Genomic DNA, 23,662 nt, shown 5'->3' with positions numbered 1-23,662 from the left:
CACTCAAGAGTAAGAATGTCGAGGACAATCCGCTTTAGGCCGTTCACCGCCGGTATTGGCCGAAGGGGCGGCCCTCACTCGCCGGGCCACTCCGGCTTGCGCTTCTCGTTGAACGCCGCGACGCCCTCGGCGCGGTCCGCGGAGAAGGCGATCGTCCGCCACCCCGCGTCCTCGACCTCCAGCCCGGCCGGGAGGTCGAGGCCGTGCCCGAGCCGCAGGGCCCGCTTGGCGGCGCGCAGGCCGACGGGCGAGTTCGCGGCGATGCGCCCGGCCAGCTCCAGCGCGGCCGTACGGTCCTCGCCCGGCGCGACCAGTTCGTCCACCATCCGCAGCGCGTGGGCCTCCTCGGCGGGCACCCGGCGGGCGGAGAAGATCAGCTCGGCGGCGCGCGCCGCCCCAACGCGACGGGGCAGCAGCTGCGTACCGCCGCCGCCCGGGATCACGCCGACGGACACCTCGGGCAGCCCCACCACGGCCGTGCGGTCGGCGACGATCACATCGCAGGACAGGGCCAGCTCGTAGCCGCCGCCGAGGGCGAAGCCGTGCACGGCGGCGATGGCGGGTACGGGCAGGTCCAGCACGCCTCGGTAGGCGGCGCGGGAGACCGGGCGGTGGCGCAGCATCTCGGCGTCGGAGAAGGAGTTGCGCTCCTTGAGGTCCGCGCCGACGCAGAAGGCCCGCTCATGGGTGGAGGTGAGCACGACGGCCCGCACCGAGGCGTCGTCCGCGAGCGCCGCGCACGCCGCCGCGATACTCCGGGCCATCTCGGAGGACACCGCGTTCATGGCCTTCGGCCGGTCCAGCACCAGCTCGGCCACGAAGCCGTCCCGCCGGACCGCGACCCACTCCCCGTACCGCTGCTCACCCATCTCGCACCCTCCCGGTTAACGACCGTGAACCTTGCCCGGGACACGTTACCGGCGCCGCCGCCACCGCATCAGGGCGGCGAACATCGACGGCCGGGGGCGCGGGGCGGCCGCGTCGTCCGCTTCGGCCTCCTCGGCGGAGTCCAGGGCCCAGGACGGGACCGGGGCCGGGGCCGGGGCGGGATCCGCGGCCACGCCCTCGCCCGAAGCCTCCGGCCGCGGCTGCGGCTGCGGCGGGTCGGGGTCGCGCGGCGTGGGCGGGAAGCGGACCGGGAGGGAGACCAGGCCGCGCTGGTAGATGCCCGGGCGCCAGCGCAGGGCCTCCTCGGGGCCCGCGAGTTCCACGTCCGGCAGTCGGTCCAGCAGCTTTTCCATCGCCACGGAGGCGATGAGGCGGGCCGAGCCGCGGCCGGGGCACATATGGGGACCGGCGCTGAAGGCCAGGTGGCCGCGGTTGCCGCGATTGCGGTCGGAGCTCCGCAGCGCGTCCTGGTTGGCGGCGGCGAAGCTGATCACGACGGGCTCGCCCTCGCGCAGCCGCACCCCGGCCAGGGTGACGTCGTGGCGCGGGAAGTGGACCGCGAGGTTGGCCAGCGGCGGGTCCGTCCACAGCACCTCGTCCAGGGCGTCTTCGACGAGCATGCTGCCGCCGGAGAGGCCGCCCGCAAGGCCGTCGTCGGTCATCAGCACCCGCAGGGCGTTGCCGATGAGGTTGATCACCGGGTCGCTGCCGGAGGCGGTCAGCAGCATCAGCTGCTCGACGAGTTCGTGGTCGGCGAGCCGCTCGGGGTGGGCGATCAGCCAGGAGGTGACGTCGGCGGCGGGCCGGGCGCGCTTGAGGGAGACGAGTTCCTGGAGCGACGCGGTGATCGTACGGTCGGCTTCCGCCACGTCCGTACCGTCGAAGAGGTGCGCGAGCCCGGTGAAGAGCCGGTCCGCGATCTCGCGCGGGCAGCCGAAGAGTTCGCCGAGGACGAGCAGCGGCAGCAGCGCGCAGTACTCGCCGATGAGGTCGGCCTCGCCCGCGTCGCAGAACTGGTCGATGAGGGAGTCGGCGATCTGCTCGACGTAGCCGCGCAGCGCGCCCGGGTCGATGCGGCTGGTGGAGTCGTCGATGGCGCTGCGGTAGCGCTTGTGCTCCTCGCCGTCGACCGCGGTGGGCTGCGGCCGGTAGCGGATGAGCTGCCCGGCGTGGCTGGTGTCGGGGACCCGGCCCTCGTTCTTCGCCCGCCAGCGCCGCGGGTCCTTGGAGAACGTCTCGGGGCGGCGCAGGATCTCCAGCGCGGTGTCGTAGCCGACGCACAGGGTCGCGGTGACGCCCGGGTCCAGCTCCACGGGCGCCAGCGGGCCGTACGTCTCGCGCAGTCGCTGGTAGACGGCGGACGGGTCCCTGGCGAACTCGGGCGTATACAGCGGCTCAGCCGCGCCCGTTCCGGCCGGATCGTCGATCATGCCGACGTACGCTAGCGGAACGGTTTTCCGCTCCGTGCCGACTTCGGTGATTGGTGATATTCGTCAATTCGCCGCGCTGGCGAGTCAGCTCCGGCGGCTCAGCTCCGGCCGCTCAGCTCCGGCGGCTCAGCTCCGGCGGCTCAGCAGCCACGGCTCCACGACCCCGAGGCCACGCACCGGCCGCTGCCACATCGGCTGGAGCGCGAAGCGGTACGAGGGCGGCTCCTCGCCCTCCTTCTCGGCCTTGGCGGCCGCCTCCGCGGCCTCCGCCTCCGACACCGGGGCCTCCCCGGTGTGGCTCAGCTCCTCCGCGAACGCGCCGTCCACCAGGACCGCGTTCTTGGGGGCTATGGAGGTCAGTCGGCTCGCCAGGTTCACCGTCGTACCGAAGACGTCGCCCATGCGGGTCGTGACCGTGCCGAAGGCGATCCCGACGCGCAGCTCGGGCATCGTCTCGTCGTGGGTCAGGGTCTCGATCAGCCGCAGCCCGATCTCGGCGGCGATGCCCGCGTCGTCGGCCGCGTACAGCACCTCGTCGCCCAGCGTCTTGATCAGCCGTCCGCCGTGCGCAGCCACCAGGTCGGCGGCCGTGGTCTCGAACGCCTCGACCAGCTCGCCCAGCTCCTCTTCCTCCAGCCGCCGGGTCAGCCGGGTGAAGCTCACCAGGTCGGCGAAGCCGACCGCGAGCCGCCGGTCCACCATCTCCGCGTCGTCCGCCGCCTGCACCACCCGGCCGGTCGCGGCGGCGAGCTGCCGCCGGTAGACGTACACCAGGAACTCTTCCAGCTCCGGCAGCAACAGCTCGACCAGCGGATAGGTGATCTCGGTCCGGGTCATCCCGGACTCCTGGGGTTCGGTGAGCCCCTCCAGGAAGGAGTCGATCTGCCAGTCGGCGAGCCGTGCGGTGGTCTGCCCGGTGGACCGGGCCACCTGGATCGCCATGGGCTCGCTCAGCAGCCCCGCCTCGACCAGACCGGACAACCGGCGCAGCGCCAGCACGTCCGCCTCGGTGAGCGCCTTGGCCTGGCCGATGTCGGCGAAGCCCATGGCCCGCCAGAAGCGGGTGGCCAGCTCGACGGAGACGCCCGCGCTGCGGGCCGCCTGGAAGGGGGTGTAGCGCCGCTCGGCGCCGAGGATCAGCTGCTCCAGCCGGAGCGCGATGGGGTCCGGGGCATCGGCGTCGTCCTCGATGCCGTACTCGGTCTCGTCCTCGATGCCGACCTCGATGCTGTACTTCGCGCCGTCCTCCGTGGCGGCGGCGCCGTTCTCCGTGGCCGCGGCGTTCTCCGTGACCGCGCCGTTCTCCGTGGCGGCGGGGCCGTCGGCGTGGCCGGTGTCGTCGGCGGCGTCCCGTATGGCGGCTTCCTGCCCGGCAACATCCCGTCCGGCGGCGGCGTCCACGGCATCGTCCCGCACACCGCGTCCGTCGGCCGTGCCGGAACCCGCGTCGTCGGCGGTCACCGCCCGCCCCCTGTCCGATCCCTGCGCACTGCCCTTACGTTCCTTCTTCCGGTTCGGCCCGCGGCCGCCCCGAACTGGACGGACCGCCACCACGATACGTCAGGTGTGCCCTAGCTCACTCTCCAGTCCCGTCGCTCACTCCTCCGGCGACGCGGGACGCAGGTGCACGATGTCACCGGCCGAGACCGGCTCCTGCATCCCGGCGTCCGAGGCCAGCACGAGCCGTCCGTCGCCGTCGATCGCGACCGCCTCGCCGACGGTCGCCCCGCCGCCCGGAAGTTCCGCGCGGACCCGTCGTCCCAAGGTCGCACAGCCCGCCGCGTACGCCTCCTGCAGCCCGCAGGCCGCGGGGTCGCCCTCGACGCGGCACCACTCCCCGTACCACTGCTCGATGGACCGCAGCACGGCCCGCAGCAGCGGGTCCCGGTCGGTGGAGATCGCATCGGCGAGGGCCAGCGAGCCCGCCGTCGGCACCGGGAGTTCACCGGCATGCAGGGAAACGTTCAGGCCGACACCGATCACCACGGCCTCGTCGGCCCGTTCGGCGAGGATGCCGCCGAACTTCCGCTCCTCGCCGCCGACCGTCACCAGCAGGTCGTTCGGCCACTTCAGCGCGGTGTCCACGCCCGCCGCCCGGCTCAGCGCCCCGGCGCTCGCCACCCCGGCGAGCAGCGGCAGCCAGCCCCAGCGGACCGTGGGGACGCCGGCCGCGCCGGGCCGCAGCAGAATGGAGAAGAACAGCCCGGACCGGGCCGGGGCGGTCCAGGTGCGGTCCAGGCGGCCGCGCCCGGCGTTCTGCTCCTCGGCGACGAGGACGACGCCCTCCGGGGCTCCGGCCCCGGCCCGGGCCACCAGGTCGGTGTTGGTCGAGCCGGTCGCCTGCACCACCTCCAGCTCCGTCCACAGCCCGCCGGGGCGCACCAGGGCGCGGCGCAGGGCGGCCGTGTTCAGCGGCGGCCGTTCCAGGTCCGTCCAGCGGCCGCGCGGATCTCCTGGGCCCCCGGGGGTGTCAGATGGCGTCATACGGGCCAGCCTAGGACCAGGAGGTGTGGCCAACGACGCAGTGCCACCCGGCGATCCCGCCGATACGCTACGGACCGGTAGCCCAGTCAGCACAAACCCCCGCCAACCCCGTCCACGCAACCGGTATCGCCCCGCCCCCAGCGTCATGACCCTCACCCCCAGGACGAGCAGGAGCCGCATCCCGATGTCCGAGCAGCCGGAGATTGCCCCCGAGATCCCAGATCGTCACACCACCGCGGGGAAGCTCGCGGATCTGCAGCGCCGCATCGAAGAAGCGACACACGCGGGCTCCGCGCGGGCGGTCGAGAAGCAGCACGCCAAGGGCAAGCTGACCGCGCGCGAGCGCATCGACCTGCTCCTCGACGAGGGGTCCTTCACCGAGCTGGACGAGTTCGCCCGGCACCGCTCCACCAACTTCGGCATCGAGAAGAACCGGCCCTACGGGGACGGCGTCGTGACCGGATACGGCACGGTCGACGGGCGCCCGGTGTGCGTCTACTCCCAGGACTTCACGATCTTCGGCGGCTCGCTGGGCGAGGTCTACGGAGAGAAAATCGTGAAGGTGATGGACTTCGCGCTGAAGACCGGCTGCCCCATCGTCGGGATCAACGACGGCGGCGGCGCCCGGATCCAGGAGGGCGTGGTGGCGCTCGGCCTGTTCGCCGAGATCTTCCGCCGTAACGTTCACGCATCCGGGGTGATCCCGCAGATCAGCCTGATCGTCGGGCCGTGCGCGGGCGGCGCGGTCTACTCGCCCGCGATCACCGACTTCACGGTCATGGTCGACCAGACGTCGCACATGTTCATCACCGGACCGGATGTGATCAAGACGGTCACCGGTGAGGACGTCGGCTTCGAGGCGCTGGGCGGCGCCCGCACCCACAACACCACCTCCGGTGTCGCCCACCACATGGGCGGCGACGAGAAGGACGCCATCGAGTACGTCAAGACGCTGCTGTCGTACCTGCCGTCCAACAACCTCTCCGAGCCGCCCGCCTTCCCCGACGAGGCCGACCTGGAGACCTCGGACGAGGACCGGGAGCTGGACGTCCTCATCCCGGACTCGGCGAACCAGCCGTACGACATGCACCGGGCCATCGAGCACGTCCTGGACGACGGCGAGTTCCTGGAGACCCAGACGCTCTTCGCGCCCAACATCATCACCGGTTTCGGACGGGTCGAGGGCCACCCGGTGGGCATCGTGGCCAACCAGCCGATGCAGTTGGCCGGATGCCTGGACATCGACGCCTCGGAGAAGGCCGCGCGCTTCGTCCGCACCTGCGACGCGTTCAACGTGCCCGTGCTGACCTTCGTGGACGTGCCCGGCTTCCTGCCCGGCACCGACCAGGAGTACAACGGCATCATCCGGCGCGGCGCCAAGCTGATCTTCGCGTACGCGGAGGCCACCGTCCCGCTCATCACCGTCATCACCCGCAAGGCTTTCGGCGGCGCGTACGACGTGATGGGCTCCAAGCACCTGGGTGCCGACCTCAACCTGGCCTGGCCCACCGCGCAGATCGCCGTCATGGGCGCCCAGGGCGCGGTCAACATCCTGCACCGCCGTACGATCGCGGCCGCCGACGACCCCGAGGCGACCCGCTCCGAACTGATCGCGGACTACGAGGACACCCTGCTCAACCCGTACACGGCGGCCGAGCGCGGCTACGTCGACGCGGTCATCATGCCGTCCGAGACCCGCCGCCACATCGTTCGGGGGCTGCGCACCCTGCGGAACAAGCGCGAGCAACTGCCCCCGAAGAAGCACGGCAACATCCCGCTCTAGGTTCAGGAAGGGCTGTTTCCATGATCCGAATCGTCCGGGGCAATCCCACCCCAGAGGAGTTGGCAGCCGCACTGGCGGTCGTACAAGCACGCGCGGCGGCCGCGGCGGCCGTCGCGCAGGGCGAGGGCGTACCGGAGGAGTGGTCCGATCCGGCCCGCACCATCCCGAGCCACCGCGTCCCGCAGCCCGGCCCCAAGGCGTGGCGCACGACGTACTGGCCCGCCTGATCCGCCTGGTCCGGCGTGCCTACTTATCCGACGTACCTACTGATCCGGCCGGATCCGACATAACGGCTCTACCCGGAAATAGTTCTTCCGCGCTGTGGCGCCTGAGTACGCGTACTCAGGCGCCACACGACCGTCCGGACGCACTATCGGTCGCATGCTGTGGTCCGAGCCGCCCGATGAGCCGCCAGAAGATCTACGGCGCGCTCAGGCGATGCTCCGCCGCGTCCGAGCCGTCCTGGCGATCGCCATCATGATCGCCACCTGTCTCCTCACGCTGCACCCCTGACGGGCGGCCCCGGTCCGCCCTCCGCACCACGCCCGAGCCCTGACACCCGGCACGCCGCCCGCCTACCCTGGTGCGCATGACTGCCCAGCGCACCCTGATCCTCGCCTCCGCCTCCCCCGCCCGCCTCGGACTGCTGCGGCAGTCCGGATTCGCGCCGGAGGTGATCGTCAGCGGAGTGGACGAGGACGCGCTGAGCGCCGAGACGCCCGCCGCGCTGGCGCGGGTGCTGGCGGAGGCCAAGGCGGCGGCCGTGGCCGGTCTCGCGGAGGCCGACGGGGCGATCGTCGTCGGCTGCGACTCGGTGCTGGAGCTGGACGGGCAGGCGCTCGGCAAGCCCGCGGACGCCGAGGAGGCCACCGCCCGCTGGAAGTCGATGCGCGGCCGGGCGGGCATCCTGCGCACCGGGCACTGCGTGATCGACACCGCGAGCGGCCGCCGCACCTCGGCCACCGCCTCCACCACGGTCCACTTCGGCGAGCCGACCGACGCCGAGGTCGCCGCGTACGTGGCGAGCGGCGAACCGCTGCATGTGGCGGGCGCGTTCACGCTCGACGGGCGGTCGGCGCCGTTCATCGAGGGCATCGAGGGCGACGCGGGCAATGTGATCGGACTGTCGCTGCCGATGCTGCGCACGCTGCTGGCCGAGCTGGGCGTGGGCATCACCGACCTCTGGGCCTGAGGTCTCACCGACCTCTGGGCGTGATGCCTGAAAGCGCCTCAGGCGGGGCTGGGGGCGTCCTGGCCGCCCTCGGCCTTGGCGGCCCCGCCCCGGTCCGCGGCCTCCGGCTCGTACGCCAGCAGGCTGAGCACCACCAGCCCCAGCACCACCATCAGAAACGCGAACGCGGGCCAGCCCACCAGGCCGACCGAGAACGCGCCCACCACGCCGTGCGTCACCGCGCAGGTGAGGAGCAGGATGCGGCCGAGCCGGCCGGGCGCGCGGTCGCGCAGCGCCATGCGGAGCAGCACGACGCCGCACAGCAGCAGATAGACACCGAAGAGGGCGCCGCCGACCCAAGTCCCCACGGACATCGCGTCGGTGTCCAGGCCGCCCAGGGACATCTGCTGCCGGTCCACGACCAGGCCCAGGATCCAGTTCAGCAGCGCTATGCCGACCGCTTCCAGCATCAGCGTCACGGCCGCCACCGCGGCCACTGGTCTGCGTGCCACCCCGCCCACCCTCTTCCGTTCGACATCACGAACGCTACTAACGGGTAAGCCGCCCCACAAGGGGTGTGCGAGGCCCTAGTCCGAGCAGGACCGTGCGGCAAAGTTTCCGCCCTTCGTTCGTAGGGATCCCACAAAGAAACGTGAAGCTCCCCTGCACGGCGGGGCGGAGATCCTGCCCACACCACGGACTCCGCCCCGGGCCCGAAAACCGGGCGTACCGTGGAGCGACGGGGGATTCGGCTGCCTGCCCTGGGCAGGGTTAACGCTCCGTGTGGTCAAGCTCACGCCCGAGTGCTTCTCGGCGTGGGGTGTCACCTGTACCTAAACTCGGCTTGTTTCAAGGAGGGAGCCATCGTGCGCAAGGTGCTCATCGCCAACCGTGGCGAGATCGCTGTCCGTGTTGCCCGTGCCTGCCGGGATGCCGGGATCGCGAGCGTAGCCGTCTACGCCGATCCGGACCGGGACGCCGTTCATGTGCGCGCGGCGGACGAGGCCTATGCGCTGGGCGGTGACACCCCGGCGGCCAGCTATCTGGACCAGGCCAAGGTCCTGGCCGCGGCAGCCGAGTCCGGCGCGGACGCCGTCCACCCCGGCTACGGCTTCCTCTCGGAGAACGCCGAATTCGCCCAGGCCGTCCTCGACGCCGGGCTGACCTGGATCGGCCCGCCCCCGCAGGCCATCCGCGACCTCGGTGACAAGGTCGCCGCCCGCCACATCGCCCAGCGCGCCGGCGCCCCGCTCGTCGCGGGCACCCCCGACCCCGTGAGCGGCTCGGACGAGGTCGTGGCCTTCGCGCAGGAGCACGGGCTGCCGATCGCGATCAAGGCCGCCTTCGGCGGCGGCGGACGCGGTCTGAAGGTCGCGCGCACGATGGAGGAAGTCCCCGAGCTGTACGACTCCGCCGTCCGCGAGGCGGTCGCCGCCTTCGGCCGCGGCGAGTGCTTCGTCGAGCGCTACCTCGACAAGCCGCGGCATGTGGAGACCCAGTGCCTGGCCGACACCCACGGCAACGTGGTCGTCGTCTCCACCCGCGACTGCTCCCTCCAGCGACGCCACCAGAAGCTCGTCGAAGAGGCGCCCGCGCCGTTCCTGACCGACGAGCAGAACGCCGACCTGTACCGCGCCTCGAAAGCCATCCTGAAAGAGGCCGGATACGTCGGCGCGGGCACCGTCGAGTTCCTCGTCGGCCTCGACGGCACGATCTCGTTCCTCGAGGTCAACACCCGCCTCCAGGTCGAGCACCCGGTCACCGAAGAGGTCACCGGTATCGACCTCGTCCGCGAGATGTTCCGTATCGCCGACGGCGAGGCCCTGGGCTACGACGACCCGCAGATCCGCGGCCACTCCTTCGAGTTCCGCATCAACGGCGAGGACCCGGGCCGCAACTTCCTCCCCGCCCCCGGCACCGTCACCACCTTCGACCCGCCGACCGGCCCCGGCGTCCGGCTGGACGCAGGCGTGGAGTCGGGATCGGTGATCGGTCCGGCGTGGGACTCGCTGCTGGCCAAGCTGATCATCACCGGCGCCACCCGTACCCAGGCCCTCCAGCGGGCGGCTCGCGCGCTGGCGGAGTTCCAGGTCGAGGGCATGGCCACCGCCATCCCCTTCCACCGCGCCGTGGTCGCCGATCCGGCCTTCACCAGCGACCCGTTCACGATCCACACCCGCTGGATCGAGACCGAGTTCACCAACACCATCGCCCCCTACGCCCCCGCCGCCACCGACGAGGACGAGGACACCGGCGCGCGCGAGACCGTGGTGGTCGAGGTCGGCGGCAAGCGGCTGGAAGTCTCCCTGCCCGCCTCCCTCGGAATGGCCGCGGCCCCGGCCGCCGCGTCGAAGAAGCCCAAGCGCAAGGCCGTCAAGAAGGGCGGCTCCGCCGCCTCCGGCGACGCCCTGGCCTCCCCGATGCAGGGCACCATCGTCAAGGTCGCCGTCGCCGAAGGCGACACCGTGGCCGAAGGCGACCTCATCGTCGTCCTCGAAGCCATGAAGATGGAACAGCCCCTCAACGCCCACCGCGCGGGCACCGTCAAGGGCCTGAGCGCCGAGGTCGGCGCCTCCGTCAGCTCCGGCTCGGTCCTCTGCGAGATCAAGGACTGACGCCGCCCCCGTAGCGCGCAGCCGGGCCCCGGCCGTCCTCCCGACGGCCGGGGCCCGCGCGCTGTCCTCCCGACGGCCGGGGCCCGCGGCCTCTCACCGGCGCACCACGTCCTGCGGGAAGGTCAGCTGTCCGCTCATCCAGCGCAGCGCCGTGGGCAGTTCACGCCGCCAGGTGCGGAAGTTGTGGCTGCCCTGGTCGAGGATGATCGACTCGGCGCGCATCGGCGGCCGGACGGCGGCCAGGAACGACCGGGTCGCGCCGTAATTCGGCTCGCCCCGGCGGCTGGAGGCCACCAGCACCGACACCTCGGGCCGCGGCAGGTTCCGCAGCCGCCACATCAGGTCGTGCTCCCTCCTGCGGCGGTCGCCCGCCGTGCCGCCACCGAACAGATCCCCGGTGGTGGGGTCGTTGACCACGCGGTAGTCGGGCGACAGCGCGGCCGCCGCGGAGTAGACCCGCGGATGGCGCATGGCCAGCTGAAGCGCGCAGGTGCCGCCCGAGGAGTAGCCCATGACACCCCAGGCGCTGGGGTCATGGCCGATCCGGTAGTGGCGCGCCAACGCCTCGGGCAGGTCCTCGGCGAAGTACGTCTCGGCCCGCGGCCCGCCGGGGACGTCCACGCACTGGGTGTCCCGCGGCGGGGCGATGGTGGGCCGGACCATCACGATCACGGTCGGCTGCACCGTCCCCCGGCGGATCAGGTCCGCCGCGGTCTGCGGCACCCGCAGATGCTGGGCCAGCAGGAAGGACCCGCCGGGGTAGCCGCTGATCGCGACGGTGACGGGGAAGCGCTGGCGGGCGTACTGGCGCTGGAAGTACTGCGGCGGCAGAAACACGTACGCGGGGCCCGCGACCTGGCTGCGGCGGCCCAGGATCCGCACCGACTCGACCTTGCCGGTCCGCTCCGGCGGCCCGCCGGGCAGCCCGTGCACCCGGTCCAGACCCTGCGGCGGCGCGGGCTGCACCAGGGCCCCGGACGGACCGGACGGGGCCGCCTCGCCGCCGGGCCCGCCCGAGAGGGCGGCGGGGGTCTCGTCGCCCCGGCCCAGCAGCTCGTCCCAGGACCCGTAGAACTGGAAGTGCGCGTTGACCGCGAGCGCCAGCGCGGCGACCATCGCGCACTGGGTCACCGCCAGCGAACCGAGCCTGCCCAGCCACGCCCGTACGCCCCGCCCGGCGAAGCGCGGCCACAGCCAGGCCGTGAGCGCGACGCACACCACGGCGGTGGCGATCGTCACATACTCCAGCGGTTGGCTGGTCAGTCCCATGGGCGTTGCCCGGCGCGGACGTTGATCCGCATCCGTTTCCCCCCTCCTCGCGCGCCGGAGACGACGGTCTCCGTCCTCTCGATGTCACTCAATGGCATGCTTGACGTACAGGCAGGCACCGCACGGCACAGCAGGGAGGATCGCGATGGCGACCGAGACAGCCCCGGCGCATACGCCACCGCTCCCCCGCCCCATGCGCGCCGACGCGCGCCGCAACTACGAGCGGCTGCTCGGCGAGGCGCGCGCCGCCTTCACCGAGCACGGCACCGATGCCTCGCTGGAGGACATCGCGCGCCGCGCGGGCGTCGGCATCGGCACGCTCTACCGGCACTTCCCCAACCGCACCGCGCTCATGGGAGCCGTCTTCCAGGGCGAGATGAACGCCCTGCTGACGCGCTCCCGCGAGCTGGCGAAGGCGCCGCAGCCGTGCACCGCGCTGGTCGACTGGCTGCGGGCGATCGTGCAGCACGCGAGCACCTACCGCGGACTCGCCCAGGCCCTGATGGCGTGCTCGGGGGACGAGAGCTCGGAGCTGTCCCGCGGCTGCCGACTGCCGCTGCGCGAGGCGGGCAGCGAACTGCTCGCCCGCGCCCAGCAGGCCGGGGCCGTACGGCCGGACGTGGTGATCGCCGACCTGATGCAGCTGACCAACGCCATCGCGCTGGCCGTCGAGCAGTCGCCCGACGACCCGGAGCTGGCGGACCGGCTGCTCGCCCTGACCTTCACCGGCCTCAAGGCGCACTGAACCGGTCCCCGTCCCCGGCGATGCCCGCCCGGTCAGCGCCGCCGCGGCGCCAGATCCGCCACCCGGCCACTGCCCGTCTGCTGCTCGGGCAGCGATGCCGCGCTGCGCAGCTGGGCGGAACCGGGCCCCTGGCCGTGCGGATTGCGGCGCGGCCCGGGCAGTGGCAGCCCGTCCTCACCGGTCCGCGGGGCCGAGGAGCCCAGCCGTCCCGCCTGGCGCGCCGCGCCCGGCGGGCCGCCGCCCTCGCCACCGGACTGGCCGGATCCCGCGCCCGGCCCCGCCACCGCGATCTGCACGCCCTGATCGGCCAGGGCCTGCAACTCGGTCAGCGCACGGTCGTCCTGGGCGGGTGGCTCGTCGGTCACCAGCCGCGTGATCACATCGGTGGGCACCGTCTGGAACATGGTGTCGGAGCCCAGCTTGGTGTGGTCGGCGAGCACCACCACCTCCGCCGCGGCCTGCACCAGCGCCCGGTCGACGCTGGCCGACAGCATGTTGGAGGTGGACAGCCCGCGCTCGGCGGTCAGCCCGCTGCCGGACAGAAAGGCGCGCGAGACCCGCAGCCCTTGGAGGGACTGCTCGGCACCGCTGCCGACCAGCGCGTAGTTGGAGCCGCGCAGGGTGCCGCCGGTCATCACGACCTCGACCCGGTTGGCATGCGCCAACGCCTGCGCGACGAGCAGGGAATTGGTGACCACGGTCAGCCCGGGGACCCGCGCGAGCCGGCGGGCCAGCTCCTGCGTGGTCGTACCGGCGCCGACCACGACGGCCTCGCCCTCTTCGACGAAACCGGCCGCGAGATCGGCGATCGCCGTCTTCTCCGCGGTCGCTAGATGGGATTTCTGCGGGAAGCCGGACTCCCTGGTGAATCCGCCCGGCAGCACCGCACCGCCGTGCCGGCGGTCGAGCAGTCCTTCTGCCTCCAGCGCCCGCACATCACGCCGTACGGTCACTTCGGAGGTCTGGACGACGCGGGCGAGCTCACGGAGCGACACCGCTCCGTTCGCACGCACCATTTCAAGGATCAATTGGCGACGTTCTGCAGCGAACACGAAACTGACAGTAACGCCAACGACTGTCTGTTTTCAGCAGCTTGCACTAATTAGCAGAAGTTGTTCATCTGCGCGGGCGCAAGCTGCTATAAGGGGCGCACCTCACGCCACTGGAGTCCGTCCCGACTACCCTTCGGACGACTTGCGCGTGTGCAACTGCCGTGCCACCTCGGCGATCGAGCCGGACAGCGACGGGTACACGGTGAACGCCTTGGCGATCTGCTCCACCGTCAGGTTGTTGTCGACCGCGAGCGCGATCGGATGGATCAGCTCGCTCGCGCGCGGCGCGACCACCACACCGCCGACCACGATGCCGGTGCCCGGACGGCAGAAGATCTTCACGAAGCCGTCCCGGATGCCCTGCATCTTCGCCCGCGGGTTGCGCAGCAGCGGCAGCTTCACCACCCGGGCGTCGATCGTGCCGCCGTCCACATCGGCCTGCGAGTAGCCGACCGTGGCGATCTCGGGGTCGGTGAAGACGTTCGCCGACACCGTCTTCAGGTTCAGCGGCGTGACCGCGTCCCCCAGGAAGTGGTACATCGCGATCCGGCCCTGCATCGCCGCCACCGACGCCAGCGCGAACACCCCGGTGCAGTCACCGGCCGCGTACACGCCCGGCGCGCTGGTGCGCGACACCTTGTCGGTCAGGATGTGCCCGGACTCCTTCGTACGGATCCCGGCCTCTTCCAGGCCCATGTCCGCGGTGTTCGGAATCGAGCCCACGGCCATCAGACAGTGGCTGCCGGTGATGACCCGCCCGTCCGCGAGCGTGCACTCCACCCGGTCGCCCACGCGTCCCTCCTCGCCCGCCTTCGGCGAGGAGGGTCCCTGTGCCGATGCAGGTCCGGGGACCCTCTTCACCGCCGTTGCCCGCGACCGGGACATCACGTTCATGCCGCGCCGCCGGAAGACGTCCTCCAGCACCGCCGCCGCGTCCGAGTCCTCGCCGGGCAGCACCCGGTCCCGGCTGGAGACCAGCGTGACCTTGGAGCCCAGCGCCTGGTACGCGCCCGCGAACTCGGCGCCCGTGACACCGGATCCGACCACGATCAGCTCTTCGGGCAGCTCGTCGAGGTCGTACACCTGCGTCCAGTTCAGGATGCGCTCGCCGTCCGGCTGCGCGTCCGGGATCTCCCGCGGGTGCGCGCCGGTCGACACCAGCACCGCGTCCGCGATCAGGGTCTCCTCGGAGCCGTCCGCCGCCCGGACGATCACCTTCCGCGATCCGTCCGGCGCCTGCGCGGGCTCCAGCCGGCCGCGCCCCCGTACGACCCGCGCGCCGGCGCGCGTCACGGAGGCCGTGATGTCGTGGGACTGCGCGAGCGCCAACCGCTTCACCCGCCGGTTGACCTTGCCCAGGTCCACGCCCACCACCCGGGCCGCCTGCTCCAGCGGAGGGGTGTCATCGGCGACGATGATGCCCAACTCCTCGTACGAAGAGTCGAACGTCGTCATCACCTCAGCCGTGGCGATCAACGTCTTCGACGGCACGCAGTCGGTCAGCACCGACGCCCCGCCCAGACCGTCGCAGTCGACGACGGTCACCTCCGCGCCGAGCTGCGCGGCGACCAGCGCCGCCTCGTAGCCGCCGGGTCCGCCACCAATGATCACGATCCGAGTCACATGCTCCATTGTCCCGTACCCACCCATTAGGCTTCCGCCCGGGGGTTCGAGTGCGCATTCCGCTACGAACCCGCCACCCCAAGAGCGCTTCCACCCCTCTCCCGTACCCTCTGATCCATGTCGCTCTACGCCGCGTACGCCGGCAACCTCGACGCGCGGCTGATGTCCCGCCGCGCACCGCACTCACCCCTGCGCGGCACAGGCTGGATCACCGGCTGGCGCCTGACCTTCGGCGGGGAGCAGATGGGCTGGGAGGGCGCCCTTCCCACCATCGTCGAAGCCCCGCGCTCCCAGGTCTTCGTCGCCCTCTACGACATCGCCCCGATGGACGAGGACTCCATGGACCGCTGGGAGGGCGTCGGCCTGGACATATACCGCCGCATGCGGATCCGCGTCCACACACTGGACGGCGACGAACCCGCCTGGCTGTACGTCCTCAACGGCTACGAGGGCGGCCTGCCCTCCGCCCGCTACCTCGGCGAGATCGCCGACGCCGCCGAATCCGCCGGGGCGCCCCACGACTACGTCATGGAGCTGCGCAAGCGTCCCTGCTGACTCCGCTTGCGCGCGGCTGGTGAAGTCATCGTGCCGATGCGGTCGTCCCCCTGTTCTCCTCCGTGGAGCCCGGGTGAAGATGCGGGTTGATCTCGCCCGCCACCATCGAAAGCCGACGATATGCCCGTCTTCAGGCGCCGCAAGGGCAACCGCCCTCGCCTGGTCCCCGAACTCGACGACACCACCCTCGGCCGGGTCCGGCAACGCCTTGAGACGAGCTGGGTCCGCGGCGACCTCGACACCACGGTGATCGCCCAGGTCTCCCGGGCGGTCGAGGACGCCGGTGAAGACTGGGACCGCAAGGGCCACCGCCTCTCCGTACTCGCCGCCGCCGCCGGGCGGGCACTGCCCGGGATCTGGCGGCGTCACCACCCCCGCGACCAGGGAGCCCTGCTGCTGCACGCCTGGTCGGACCTGCTCCAGGCCCAGTCCGACCTGAGCGACGCCCGCGACGCCTGCCGCCTCGCCGCCGAGCTGGTTCCCGCCGACCCCACCCCGCACGTGGTGCATCTGGCCACGCTGCGCCGCGAGCGGCGACCGCACCGCGAGCTGTCGGCGGTCTGGCAGGAGGTCATGGCCCGCGACCCGTGGAACCGCGAGGCGCACCTTCAGGTCCTCGGCTATCTGTCCCCCGACGAGTGCGGGTCCGCCGTACAGCTCCTCGACCTGCTCGACTCGGTCCGGGGCCGCATGCCCGCCGACGCCCCCACCGCCGCCCTGGAGCTGACCTCGATCGTCCGCGGCCACCAGCGCGCCATGGCCACCGGCGGCATGGAGGCGATCAGCTCCGGGGAGTACTGGCGGCGCGAGCAGGTCGCCTCGGTCCTCGACCAGGCCACCCAGGACTGGACCCGCCCCGGCTTCCTCCACCACGCCGCCGCCCTCGCGGACCTCAACGTCCTGGCCTACGCCCTGGTCAGGTCCGGCCGCATGGCCGACGCCACGATGGCCCTGCGCGCCACCACGGGCGTGGTGACCCCCTGGCCCTGGAACGCCGACGGCGACCCCCTGGAGCGGTTCTCCCAGCCCTACGAGCGCCTCGCCTCCCTGTCGTAGCGCGCCGGGTTCACAACGATCCGAACACCACCCACGGAGGCCGTCTACGCGCGTAGGCCACAAGGGGCTACCCTCGTGCGCGTGAACGCATCTGTTACCAGGAACAGCCAGGGCGACCCCGCCGACCCCCATGCCGCCGCCGACGCCGCCGCCACGCGCCTGCGCGAGCTGACCGGCGCGGAGACCCACGACGTCGCCCTGGTCCTGGGCTCCGGCTGGGTACCCGCCACCGACGCGCTCGGCAGCGCGGAGCACGAGTTCCCCGTCACCGAGCTGCCCGGCTTCCCGCCGCCCGCCGTCGCGGGCCACGCGGGCACGATCCGCTCGTACAAGCTGGGCGACAAGCGGGCCCTCGTCTTCCTCGGCCGGACCCACTACTACGAGGGCCGCGGCGTCGCCGCCGTCGCCCACGGCGTGCGCACCGCCGTCGCCGCCGGCTGCAAGACCATCATCCTCACCAACGGCTGCGGCGGCCTCCGCGAAGGCATGCGCCCCGGCCAGGCGGTCCTGATCAGCGACCACATCAACCTCACCGCCGCCTCCCCCATCGTCGGCGCCAACTTCATCGATCTCACCGACCTCTACTCGCCCCGGCTGCGGGCCCTCTGCCAGCAGGTCGACCCCACCTTGGAAGAGGGCGTCTACGCCCAGTTCCCCGGCCCCCACTACGAAACCCCGGCCGAGATCACCATGGCCCGCACCATCGGGGCCGACCTGGTCGGCATGTCCACCACCCTCGAAGCCATCGCGGCGCGTGAGGCGGGCGCCGAGGTCCTGGGCATCTCCCTGGTCACGAACCTCGCCGCGGGCATGACGGGCGAACCCCTCAACCACGAAGAGGTCCTCCAGGCGGGCCGCGACTCGGCCACCCGCATGGGCACCCTGCTGGCCCAGGTCCTGGACCGCCTCTGAGGTCTGGCCCAGGCCCTGGACCGCCTCTGAGGTCCGGGGCTCCGCGCCCAAGCCCCCGCCGGGGCCCTGCCCCGGCCCCCGGGCTCTCCTCGGGTGGGCGGGGCGCGGACGGTCCGGTGGCGGGTGCCGGTGCGGAGCACCGGCAGGCCCCGCACCCATCGGCAACGCCCCACCCCACAACCACACATCGCTCCCCCACCCAGGAGGCCCCCGCATGGCGCCCGACCTCATCGACCAGGCCCGCACCTGGCTGGCCGAGGACCCCGACCCCGACACCCGCGACGAGTTGCGCGCGCTGCTCGACGCGGCCGAGGCGGACACCGGGGGCGGCCCCGAGGGGGCGCGCCGCACGCTCGCCGAGCGCTTCTCCGGCACGCTCCAGTTCGGCACCGCGGGCCTCCGCGGCGAACTGGGCGCGGGCCCCCTGCGGATGAACCGCACCGTCGTGATCCGTGCCGCCGCTGGCCTGGCCGCGTACCTCGCGAAGCAGCCGCAGGGCACCGCCGGCCTCGTCGTCATCGGCTACGACGCCCGCTACAAGAGTGCGGACTTCGCCCGCGACACGGCCGCCGTCATGACCGGCGCCGGTTTCCGCGCCGCGCTTCTGCCGCGCCCGCTGCCGACGCCGGTGCTCGCGTTCGCCATCCGCCACCTGGGGGCCGTCGCGGGGATCGAGGTCACGGCGAGCCACAATCCGCCGCGCGACAACGGGTACAAGGTCTATCTGGGCGACGGCTCGCAGATCGTCCCGCCCGCCGACGCGGAGATCGCGGCCGAGATCGCGGCGATCGGCAGCCTGAACGACGTACGCCGCCCCGACACCGGCTGGGAGACGCTGGACGACGGCATCCTCGACGCGTATCTGGCCCGTACCGACGCCGTGCTGACCCCCGGCTCGCCGCGTGACGCCCGCGTCGTCTACACGCCCCTGCACGGCGTGGGCCGCGAGACGCTGACCGCGGCCTTCGCGCGGGCGGGCTTCCCGGCGCCCACGGTGGTTCCCGAGCAGGCGGACCCCGACCCGGCGTTCCCGACGGTGGCGTTCCCCAACCCGGAGGAGCCGGGGGCGATGGATCTGGCGTTCGCGACGGCCCGCGAGGCGGCGCCGGACCTCGTCATCGCCAACGACCCGGACGCGGACCGCTGCGCCGTGGCCGTACCGGCGCCCGGTACGGAGACCGGCTGGCGCATGCTGCGCGGCGACGAGGTCGGCGCGCTGCTGGCCACGCGCCTGGTCCACCAGCGCGCCCGCGGGGCCTTCGCGACGACGATCGTGTCCTCGTCGCTCCTGTCCCGCATCGCGGCCGACGCGGGCCTGCCGTACGCCGAGACGCTGACCGGCTTCAAGTGGCTGGCCCGGGTGGACGGTCTGCGTTACGCGTACGAGGAGGCGCTGGGCTACTGCGTGGACCCGGACGGCGTGCGCGACAAGGACGGGATCACGGCCGCGCTGCTGGTGGCGGAGCTGGCGTCGGAGCTGAAGGGGCAGGGGCGCACCCTCGCCGACCTGCTGGACGACATCGCCGTCGCGCACGGTCTGCACGCCGCGGACCAGTTGTCCGTACGGGTCGAGGACCTGTCCCTGATCGGCGCGGCGATGCGGCGCCTGCGCGAGCAGCCCCCGGCCGAACTGGCGGGCCTGAAGATCACCTCGGCCGAGGACCTGACCCGGGGGACGGAGACCCTGCCCCCGACGGACGGCCTGCGCTATCAGCTCGCCGGGAAGGACACCGTCCGCTCGGCCCGCGTGATCGTCCGCCCGAGCGGCACGGAGCCCAAGCTGAAGTGCTACCTGGAGGTGGTCGTGGACGTCCCCGCCGCCGCGGACCTGCCCCCGGCCCGCGGCACGGCGGAAACGGTTCTGGCGGCCCTGAAGAAGGACCTCTCGACGGCGGCCGGGATCTGAGACGCCCCTCAGATCAGCAGCATGATCACCAGCAGCACGGCCCCGGCCAGGCTCGGCGCGATGACCTCGCACGCCCAGCGCACCTCGGGCTCGCCCTGCGCGCCCTCGCGGTCCGCGTGGGACTCGGCCAGTTCGCGCAGATCGCCGATCGTCTGGTCGGCCAGGGCGCGGCGGTCCGCCGTCGCGCCCTGGCCGGAGGCGCGGCCGGGGCCGCGGCCGGGCGTGCGGCCGAAGGACCCCGGCGCCGCCTCGCGGTTCTGCTGCCGGGCGGCACGCTTGCGCTGCCGCAGCGAGACCGGGACGGCCCACAGCTGGTACGTCGCGTCGCCCGCCAGCACCTCGCTGGTGTAGCCCGCCCGCAGGGTGTCGACGGATCCCCAGGGCAGGGTGATCGTGCGGAAGGGGTTGCGTACGAGCAGCCGGTCCGCGCCCGCGTACACCGCAGGGCGCACGGTGAAGGCGATCACCACCGGCACCGCGAACAGCAGCCCGGCCAGGGCCAGCCACGGCGTCCGGCCCTCGCCGCGCAGGATCGCGTCGATGCCGAGCCAGCCGCCGATGCCGAGCAGCAGCACGCCACCCACGATGCCGCCCGGGGAGCGGTAGACGCGGTCGGCGTACGGAGTGGGCTCCCCGGGCTCCTCGGCGGGCTGCGGGGGGTCGGCGGGGTCGTCCGGGCTCGTCATGCGGCCGATTGTGCCGCACGGCCGAGCGCGTTGGGCCTCGGGATCAACACGGAACGAATACGGATCGGAGCCGTTCCCGTCCGGTTCGGCCCCAGGCCGGGGGGTGACATACCGCTACGCGCGTAGATATGCTCAGGTGGTGACCATGCCCACCACAGTTCCCGCATTCGGCAAAGAGGCCGCGGAGCGACTGGCGTCGATGGCGGACGTGACCGCCTCCGACAGCGCGCTGCGCCGCTTCCTGCACGGCCTGCCGGGCGTCGACGCGGTCGGCCTCCAGGCCCGTGCCGCGACCCTCGGCACCCGCTCGATCAAGACCACGGCGAAGGCGTACGCCATCGACCTGGCGATCTCGATGATCGACCTGACGACCCTGGAGGGCGCGGACACCCCGGGCAAGGTCCGGGCGCTGTGCGCCAAGGGGATCCACCCCGACCCCACCGACCGCTCCGTCCCCCAGGTTGCGGCGATCTGCGTCTACGGCGACATGGTGGCGACCGCCAAGGAGGCCCTGGGCGGCAGCGGCATCCACGTGGCGGCCGTGGCGACCGCGTTCCCGTCCGGCCGGGCCGCGCTGCCGGTGAAGCTGGCCGACACCCGGGACGCGGTGGCCGCGGGCGCGGACGAGATCGACATGGTGATCGACCGCGGGGCGTTCCTGTCCGGCCGCTACCTCGACGTCTTCGAGGAGATCCGTGAGGTCAAGGCAGCCTGCGCCCGCCCCGACGGCAGCGCCGCACACCTGAAGGTGATCTTCGAGACCGGCGAGCTGCAGACATACGACAACGTGCGCCGCGCCTCCTGGCTGGCGATGCTCGCGGGCGCCGACTTCATCAAGACGTCGACCGGCAAGGTGTCCGTCAACGCCACGCCGCCGGTCACCCTCGTCCTCCTGGAGGCGGTCCGCGACTTCCGCGCCGCGACCGGGGTGCAGGTGGGGGTGAAGCCCGCGGGCGGCATCCGTACCTCGAAGGACGCCATCAAGTACCTGGTGATGGTCAACGAGACGCTGGGCGAGGAGTGGCTGTCCGCGGACTGGTTCCGTTTCGGCGCGTCGAGTCTGCTGAACGATCTGCTGATGCAGCGCCAGAAGCTGAGCACCGGCCGGTACTCCGGTCCCGACTACGTGACGGTGGACTGATACGCCATGCCCGTTTTCGAGTACGCCCCCGCTCCCGAGTCCCGGGCGGTCGTCGACATCGCCCCGTCGTACGGGCTGTTCATCGACGGCGAGTTCCGCGAGGCGGGTGACGGCAAGGTCTTCAAGACCCTCTCCCCCTCCTCCGAGGAGGTCCTCTCCGAGGTCGCCCAGGCCAACGCCGAGGACGTCGACCGCGCGGTGAAGGCCGCCCGCAAGGCGTTCGAGTCCTGGTCGGCGCTGCCGGGCGCCGAGCGCGCCAAGTATCTGTTCCGCATCGCGCGGATCATCCAGGAGCGCTCGCGCGAGCTGGCGGTGCTGGAGTCGCTGGACAACGGGAAGCCGATCCGCGAGTCGCGGGACGCCGACCTGCCGCTGGTCGCGGCGCACTTCTTCTACTACGCGGGCTGGGCCGACAAGCTGTCCTACGCCGGGTACGGGCAAGATCCCCGGCCGCTGGGCGTGGCGGGCCAGATCATCCCCTGGAACTTCCCCCTCCTGATGCTGGCGTGGAAGATCGCCCCGGCGCTGGCGACCGGCAACACGGTCGTGCTGAAGCCCGCCGAGACGACCCCGCTCTCCGCCCTCTTCTTCGCGGACATCTGCCGCCAGGCGGGCCTGCCCAAGGGCGTGGTCAACATCGTCACCGGCGACGGCTCGACCGGCGCCGAGCTGGTCGCCCACCCCGGGATCGCCAAGGTGGCCTTCACGGGGTCGACCGAGGTCGGCAAGGCGATCGCCCGCACGGTGGCCGGTACGGAGAAGAAGGTCACCCTGGAGCTGGGCGGCAAGGCCGCGAACATCGTCTTCGACGACGCGCCGATCGACCAGGCGGTCGAGGGCATCATCGGCGGCATCTTCTTCAACCAGGGCCACGTCTGCTGCGCGGGCTCCCGCCTACTGGTCCAGGAGTCCGTGCAGGACGAACTCCTGGAGGCCCTGAAGCGCCGTATGCGCACGCTGCGCGTCGGCGACCCGCTGGACAAGAACACCGACATCGGCGCGATCAACTCCGCCGAGCAGCTGGCCCGTATCCGCGACCTGGCCGACGCGGGCGAGGCCGAGGGCGCCGAGCGCTGGGCCCCCGAGTGCGAGCTGCCCAGCTCCGGCTACTGGTTCGCGCCCACCCTCTTCACCGGCGTCACCCAGGCCCACCGGATCGCCCGCGAGGAGATCTTCGGCCCGGTCCTCTCCGTCCTCACCTTCCGCACCCCCGACGAGGCGGTCGCCAAGGCGAACAACACCCCGTACGGCCTGTCGGCGGGCATCTGGACGGAGAAGGGCTCGCGCATCCTGGCCATGGCCGGCAAGCTGCGCGCGGGCGTCATCTGGTCCAACACGTTCAACAAGTTCGACCCCGCCTCGCCGTTCGGCGGCTACAAGGAGTCGGGCTACGGCCGCGAGGGCGGCCGCCACGGCCTGGAGGCATACCTCGATGTCTGACCGTCTCAGCGTCTTCAAGACCTACAAGCTGTACGTCGGCGGGAAGTTCCCGCGTTCCGAGAGCGGCCGGGTGTACGAGGTGACCGACTCCAAGAACCGCTGGCTGGCCAACGCCCCCCTGGCCTCCCGCAAGGACGCCCGCGACGCGGTGACCGCCGCCCGCAAGGCGTTCGGCGGCTGGTCCGGTGCCACCGCGTACAACCGCGGCCAGATCCTGTACCGCATCGCCGAGATGCTGGAGGGCCGCCGCGACCAGTTCGCGCGCGAGGTGGCCGCTGCCGAGGGCCTGTCCGCGCCCAAGGCGGCTTCCACCGTGAGCGCGGGGATCGACCGCTGGGTCTGGTACGCGGGCTGGTCCGACAAGATCGCCCAGATCGCGGGCTCCGCGAACCCCGTGGCCGGGCCGTACTTCAACCTCTCCACCCCGGAGCCCACGGGCGTGGTCGCCCTCGTCGTCCCCCAGGACTCCACCTTCCTCGGCCTGATCTCGGTCCTCGCCCCCGCGATCGTCACCGGCAACACGGCCGTCGTCATCGCCGCCGAGCGCGCCCCGCTCCCCGCCCTCTCCCTGGCCGAGGTCCTGGCCACCTCCGACCTCCCGGGCGGCGTGGTCAACATCCTCTCCGGCCGCACCCCCGAACTCGCCACCCCCCTCGCCGCCCACCAGGACGTCAACGCGATCGACCTGGCAGGCGCGGACCCGTCCCTCGCCACCACCCTGGAAACGGCCGCCGCCGACAACCTCAAGCGCGTGGTCCGTCCACACCCTGTGGACTGGACCGCCGACCCCGGCACCGGCCGCCTCCTCTCCTTCCTGGAGACCAAAACGGTCTGGCACCCCATGGGCGTCTGAGCGGTCGGGCCCCTCCCCCACGGGGCGAGGGGCCCGCCGCTCAATACCGCTCC

Annotated in this window: 22 protein-coding genes; 13 read left to right on the top strand and 9 right to left on the bottom strand. The window is 72.4% G+C overall.

Annotated features, from left to right (window positions below; translation table 11 throughout):
* Positions 1–74 precede the first annotated feature (74 nt).
* From ACZ59A_RS23795 to ACZ59A_RS23780, 4 genes are all read right to left on the bottom strand, one after another.
* On the bottom strand, positions 75–869 hold the full coding sequence (locus ACZ59A_RS23795) for an enoyl-CoA hydratase/isomerase family protein (protein ID WP_470961477.1): 795 nt from the start codon (positions 867–869) through the stop codon (positions 75–77).
* Between the two features lie 45 nt (positions 870–914).
* Positions 915–2,318 (bottom strand): cytochrome P450 family protein, encoded by a 1,404-nt coding sequence (locus tag ACZ59A_RS23790; protein WP_470961474.1) that lies wholly within the window; start codon positions 2,316–2,318, stop codon positions 915–917.
* Positions 2,319–2,444: 126 nt separating this feature from the next.
* Positions 2,445–3,533, bottom strand: coding sequence for an adenylate/guanylate cyclase domain-containing protein (locus ACZ59A_RS23785; protein WP_470961832.1), 1,089 nt, complete (start codon positions 3,531–3,533; stop codon positions 2,445–2,447).
* Positions 3,534–3,914: 381 nt separating this feature from the next.
* Positions 3,915–4,802 (bottom strand): biotin--[acetyl-CoA-carboxylase] ligase, encoded by an 888-nt coding sequence (locus ACZ59A_RS23780; protein WP_470961471.1) that lies wholly within the window; start codon positions 4,800–4,802, stop codon positions 3,915–3,917.
* A gap of 184 nt (positions 4,803–4,986) precedes the next feature.
* Between ACZ59A_RS23780 and ACZ59A_RS23775 the strand changes: the two genes are divergently transcribed.
* From ACZ59A_RS23775 to ACZ59A_RS23760, 4 genes are all read left to right on the top strand, one after another.
* Positions 4,987–6,585 carry an acyl-CoA carboxylase subunit beta gene (locus ACZ59A_RS23775; protein ID WP_470961468.1) on the top strand — a complete coding sequence of 533 codons (1,599 nt, stop codon included), beginning with the start codon at positions 4,987–4,989 and terminating at the stop codon, positions 6,583–6,585.
* A 20-nt stretch (positions 6,586–6,605) separates the two neighbouring features.
* Positions 6,606–6,812, top strand: a complete 207-nt coding sequence (locus tag ACZ59A_RS23770) for an acyl-CoA carboxylase epsilon subunit (protein WP_470961465.1) — start codon at positions 6,606–6,608, stop codon at positions 6,810–6,812.
* A gap of 154 nt (positions 6,813–6,966) precedes the next feature.
* Entirely contained in the window at positions 6,967–7,098 is a 132-nt protein-coding gene (mmpB, locus tag ACZ59A_RS23765; RefSeq protein ID WP_398303652.1) for a morphogenic membrane protein MmpB, read from the top strand.
* Between the two features lie 76 nt (positions 7,099–7,174).
* Entirely contained in the window at positions 7,175–7,777 is a 603-nt protein-coding gene (locus tag ACZ59A_RS23760) for a Maf family protein (protein ID WP_470961461.1), read from the top strand.
* A gap of 38 nt (positions 7,778–7,815) precedes the next feature.
* Here ACZ59A_RS23760 and ACZ59A_RS23755 read toward each other — a convergent pair whose 3' ends face one another.
* Positions 7,816–8,268, bottom strand: a complete 453-nt coding sequence (locus ACZ59A_RS23755) for a hypothetical protein (protein ID WP_470961458.1) — start codon at positions 8,266–8,268, stop codon at positions 7,816–7,818.
* A 354-nt stretch (positions 8,269–8,622) separates the two neighbouring features.
* On the opposite strand from ACZ59A_RS23755, the gene ACZ59A_RS23750 reads away from it, so the two are divergent.
* Positions 8,623–10,371 carry an acetyl/propionyl/methylcrotonyl-CoA carboxylase subunit alpha gene (locus ACZ59A_RS23750; RefSeq protein ID WP_470961455.1) on the top strand — a complete coding sequence of 583 codons (1,749 nt, stop codon included), beginning with the start codon at positions 8,623–8,625 and terminating at the stop codon, positions 10,369–10,371.
* A 93-nt stretch (positions 10,372–10,464) separates the two neighbouring features.
* On the opposite strand, the gene ACZ59A_RS23745 is transcribed toward ACZ59A_RS23750, so the two are convergent.
* Positions 10,465–11,640: an alpha/beta hydrolase gene (locus ACZ59A_RS23745; RefSeq protein WP_470961452.1), complete on the bottom strand. Its 1,176-nt coding sequence runs from the start codon at positions 11,638–11,640 to the stop codon at positions 10,465–10,467.
* Positions 11,641–11,785: 145 nt separating this feature from the next.
* On the opposite strand from ACZ59A_RS23745, the gene ACZ59A_RS23740 reads away from it, so the two are divergent.
* Positions 11,786–12,385 carry a TetR/AcrR family transcriptional regulator gene (locus tag ACZ59A_RS23740; protein ID WP_470961449.1) on the top strand — a complete coding sequence of 200 codons (600 nt, stop codon included), beginning with the start codon at positions 11,786–11,788 and terminating at the stop codon, positions 12,383–12,385.
* A gap of 32 nt (positions 12,386–12,417) precedes the next feature.
* On the opposite strand, the gene ACZ59A_RS23735 is transcribed toward ACZ59A_RS23740, so the two are convergent.
* Both ACZ59A_RS23735 and ACZ59A_RS23730 read right to left on the bottom strand, forming a co-directional pair.
* On the bottom strand, positions 12,418–13,437 hold the full coding sequence (locus ACZ59A_RS23735) for a DeoR/GlpR family DNA-binding transcription regulator (RefSeq protein ID WP_468056450.1): 1,020 nt from the start codon (positions 13,435–13,437) through the stop codon (positions 12,418–12,420).
* A 126-nt stretch (positions 13,438–13,563) separates the two neighbouring features.
* Complete coding sequence (locus tag ACZ59A_RS23730) at positions 13,564–15,069, bottom strand: NAD(P)H-quinone dehydrogenase (RefSeq protein ID WP_470961445.1); 1,506 nt, start codon at positions 15,067–15,069, stop codon at positions 13,564–13,566.
* Positions 15,070–15,177: 108 nt separating this feature from the next.
* Between ACZ59A_RS23730 and ACZ59A_RS23725 the strand changes: the two genes are divergently transcribed.
* The 4 genes from ACZ59A_RS23725 (at position 15,178) to ACZ59A_RS23710 (ending at position 19,489) form a co-directional block, all read left to right on the top strand.
* Entirely contained in the window at positions 15,178–15,615 is a 438-nt protein-coding gene (locus tag ACZ59A_RS23725) for a gamma-glutamylcyclotransferase family protein (RefSeq protein WP_055547017.1), read from the top strand.
* A 120-nt stretch (positions 15,616–15,735) separates the two neighbouring features.
* On the top strand, positions 15,736–16,671 hold the full coding sequence (locus tag ACZ59A_RS23720) for a hypothetical protein (RefSeq protein WP_470961441.1): 936 nt from the start codon (positions 15,736–15,738) through the stop codon (positions 16,669–16,671).
* 75 nt (positions 16,672–16,746) lie between these two features.
* The gene (locus ACZ59A_RS23715) at positions 16,747–17,583 is read left to right on the top strand and encodes a purine-nucleoside phosphorylase (RefSeq protein ID WP_470961438.1); all 837 of its coding nucleotides are present in this window, start codon (positions 16,747–16,749) and stop codon (positions 17,581–17,583) included.
* Positions 17,584–17,797: 214 nt separating this feature from the next.
* The gene (locus ACZ59A_RS23710; RefSeq protein WP_470961435.1) at positions 17,798–19,489 is read left to right on the top strand and encodes a phospho-sugar mutase; all 1,692 of its coding nucleotides are present in this window, start codon (positions 17,798–17,800) and stop codon (positions 19,487–19,489) included.
* Positions 19,490–19,497: 8 nt separating this feature from the next.
* Here the strand turns inward: ACZ59A_RS23710 and ACZ59A_RS23705 are convergent, their stop codons facing one another.
* Complete coding sequence (locus ACZ59A_RS23705; RefSeq protein ID WP_470961432.1) at positions 19,498–20,175, bottom strand: PH domain-containing protein; 678 nt, start codon at positions 20,173–20,175, stop codon at positions 19,498–19,500.
* A gap of 145 nt (positions 20,176–20,320) precedes the next feature.
* Between ACZ59A_RS23705 and deoC the strand changes: the two genes are divergently transcribed.
* The 3 genes from deoC to ACZ59A_RS23690 are packed head-to-tail and all read left to right on the top strand — an operon-like array spanning position 20,321 to position 23,609.
* Positions 20,321–21,316 carry a deoxyribose-phosphate aldolase gene (gene deoC / locus ACZ59A_RS23700; RefSeq protein ID WP_470961429.1) on the top strand — a complete coding sequence of 332 codons (996 nt, stop codon included), beginning with the start codon at positions 20,321–20,323 and terminating at the stop codon, positions 21,314–21,316.
* 6 nt (positions 21,317–21,322) lie between these two features.
* On the top strand, positions 21,323–22,756 hold the full coding sequence (locus tag ACZ59A_RS23695; RefSeq protein ID WP_470961426.1) for an aldehyde dehydrogenase family protein: 1,434 nt from the start codon (positions 21,323–21,325) through the stop codon (positions 22,754–22,756).
* Entirely contained in the window at positions 22,749–23,609 is an 861-nt protein-coding gene (locus ACZ59A_RS23690; RefSeq protein WP_470961423.1) for an aldehyde dehydrogenase family protein, read from the top strand. The genes ACZ59A_RS23695 and ACZ59A_RS23690 overlap by 8 nt, the downstream gene beginning before the upstream one ends.
* The last annotated feature ends 53 nt before the right edge of the window (positions 23,610–23,662 follow it).

Source organism: Streptomyces sp. NPDC040405 (assembly GCF_055595765.1).
The sequence above is the reverse complement of the archived record's forward strand: the minus strand, read 5'-3'. Positions and strand labels throughout refer to the sequence as shown.

Coding starts and splice junctions, on each gene's coding strand:
- ACZ59A_RS23795 (WP_470961477.1), bottom strand. CDS start 869: ATGGGTGAGCAGCGGTACGGGGAGTGGGTCGCGGTCCGGCGGGACGGC.
- ACZ59A_RS23790 (WP_470961474.1), bottom strand. CDS start 2,318: ATGATCGACGATCCGGCCGGAACGGGCGCGGCTGAGCCGCTGTATACG.
- ACZ59A_RS23780 (WP_470961471.1), bottom strand. CDS start 4,802: ATGACGCCATCTGACACCCCCGGGGGCCCAGGAGATCCGCGCGGCCGC.
- ACZ59A_RS23775 (WP_470961468.1), top strand. CDS start 4,987: ATGTCCGAGCAGCCGGAGATTGCCCCCGAGATCCCAGATCGTCACACC.
- ACZ59A_RS23770 (WP_470961465.1), top strand. CDS start 6,606: ATGATCCGAATCGTCCGGGGCAATCCCACCCCAGAGGAGTTGGCAGCC.
- mmpB (WP_398303652.1), top strand. CDS start 6,967: ATGCTGTGGTCCGAGCCGCCCGATGAGCCGCCAGAAGATCTACGGCGC.
- ACZ59A_RS23760 (WP_470961461.1), top strand. CDS start 7,175: ATGACTGCCCAGCGCACCCTGATCCTCGCCTCCGCCTCCCCCGCCCGC.
- ACZ59A_RS23745 (WP_470961452.1), bottom strand. CDS start 11,640: ATGGGACTGACCAGCCAACCGCTGGAGTATGTGACGATCGCCACCGCC.
- ACZ59A_RS23740 (WP_470961449.1), top strand. CDS start 11,786: ATGGCGACCGAGACAGCCCCGGCGCATACGCCACCGCTCCCCCGCCCC.
- ACZ59A_RS23730 (WP_470961445.1), bottom strand. CDS start 15,069: ATGGAGCATGTGACTCGGATCGTGATCATTGGTGGCGGACCCGGCGGC.
- ACZ59A_RS23725 (WP_055547017.1), top strand. CDS start 15,178: ATGTCGCTCTACGCCGCGTACGCCGGCAACCTCGACGCGCGGCTGATG.
- ACZ59A_RS23720 (WP_470961441.1), top strand. CDS start 15,736: ATGCCCGTCTTCAGGCGCCGCAAGGGCAACCGCCCTCGCCTGGTCCCC.
- ACZ59A_RS23710 (WP_470961435.1), top strand. CDS start 17,798: ATGGCGCCCGACCTCATCGACCAGGCCCGCACCTGGCTGGCCGAGGAC.
- ACZ59A_RS23705 (WP_470961432.1), bottom strand. CDS start 20,175: ATGACGAGCCCGGACGACCCCGCCGACCCCCCGCAGCCCGCCGAGGAG.
- deoC (WP_470961429.1), top strand. CDS start 20,321: ATGCCCACCACAGTTCCCGCATTCGGCAAAGAGGCCGCGGAGCGACTG.
- ACZ59A_RS23695 (WP_470961426.1), top strand. CDS start 21,323: ATGCCCGTTTTCGAGTACGCCCCCGCTCCCGAGTCCCGGGCGGTCGTC.
- ACZ59A_RS23690 (WP_470961423.1), top strand. CDS start 22,749: ATGTCTGACCGTCTCAGCGTCTTCAAGACCTACAAGCTGTACGTCGGC.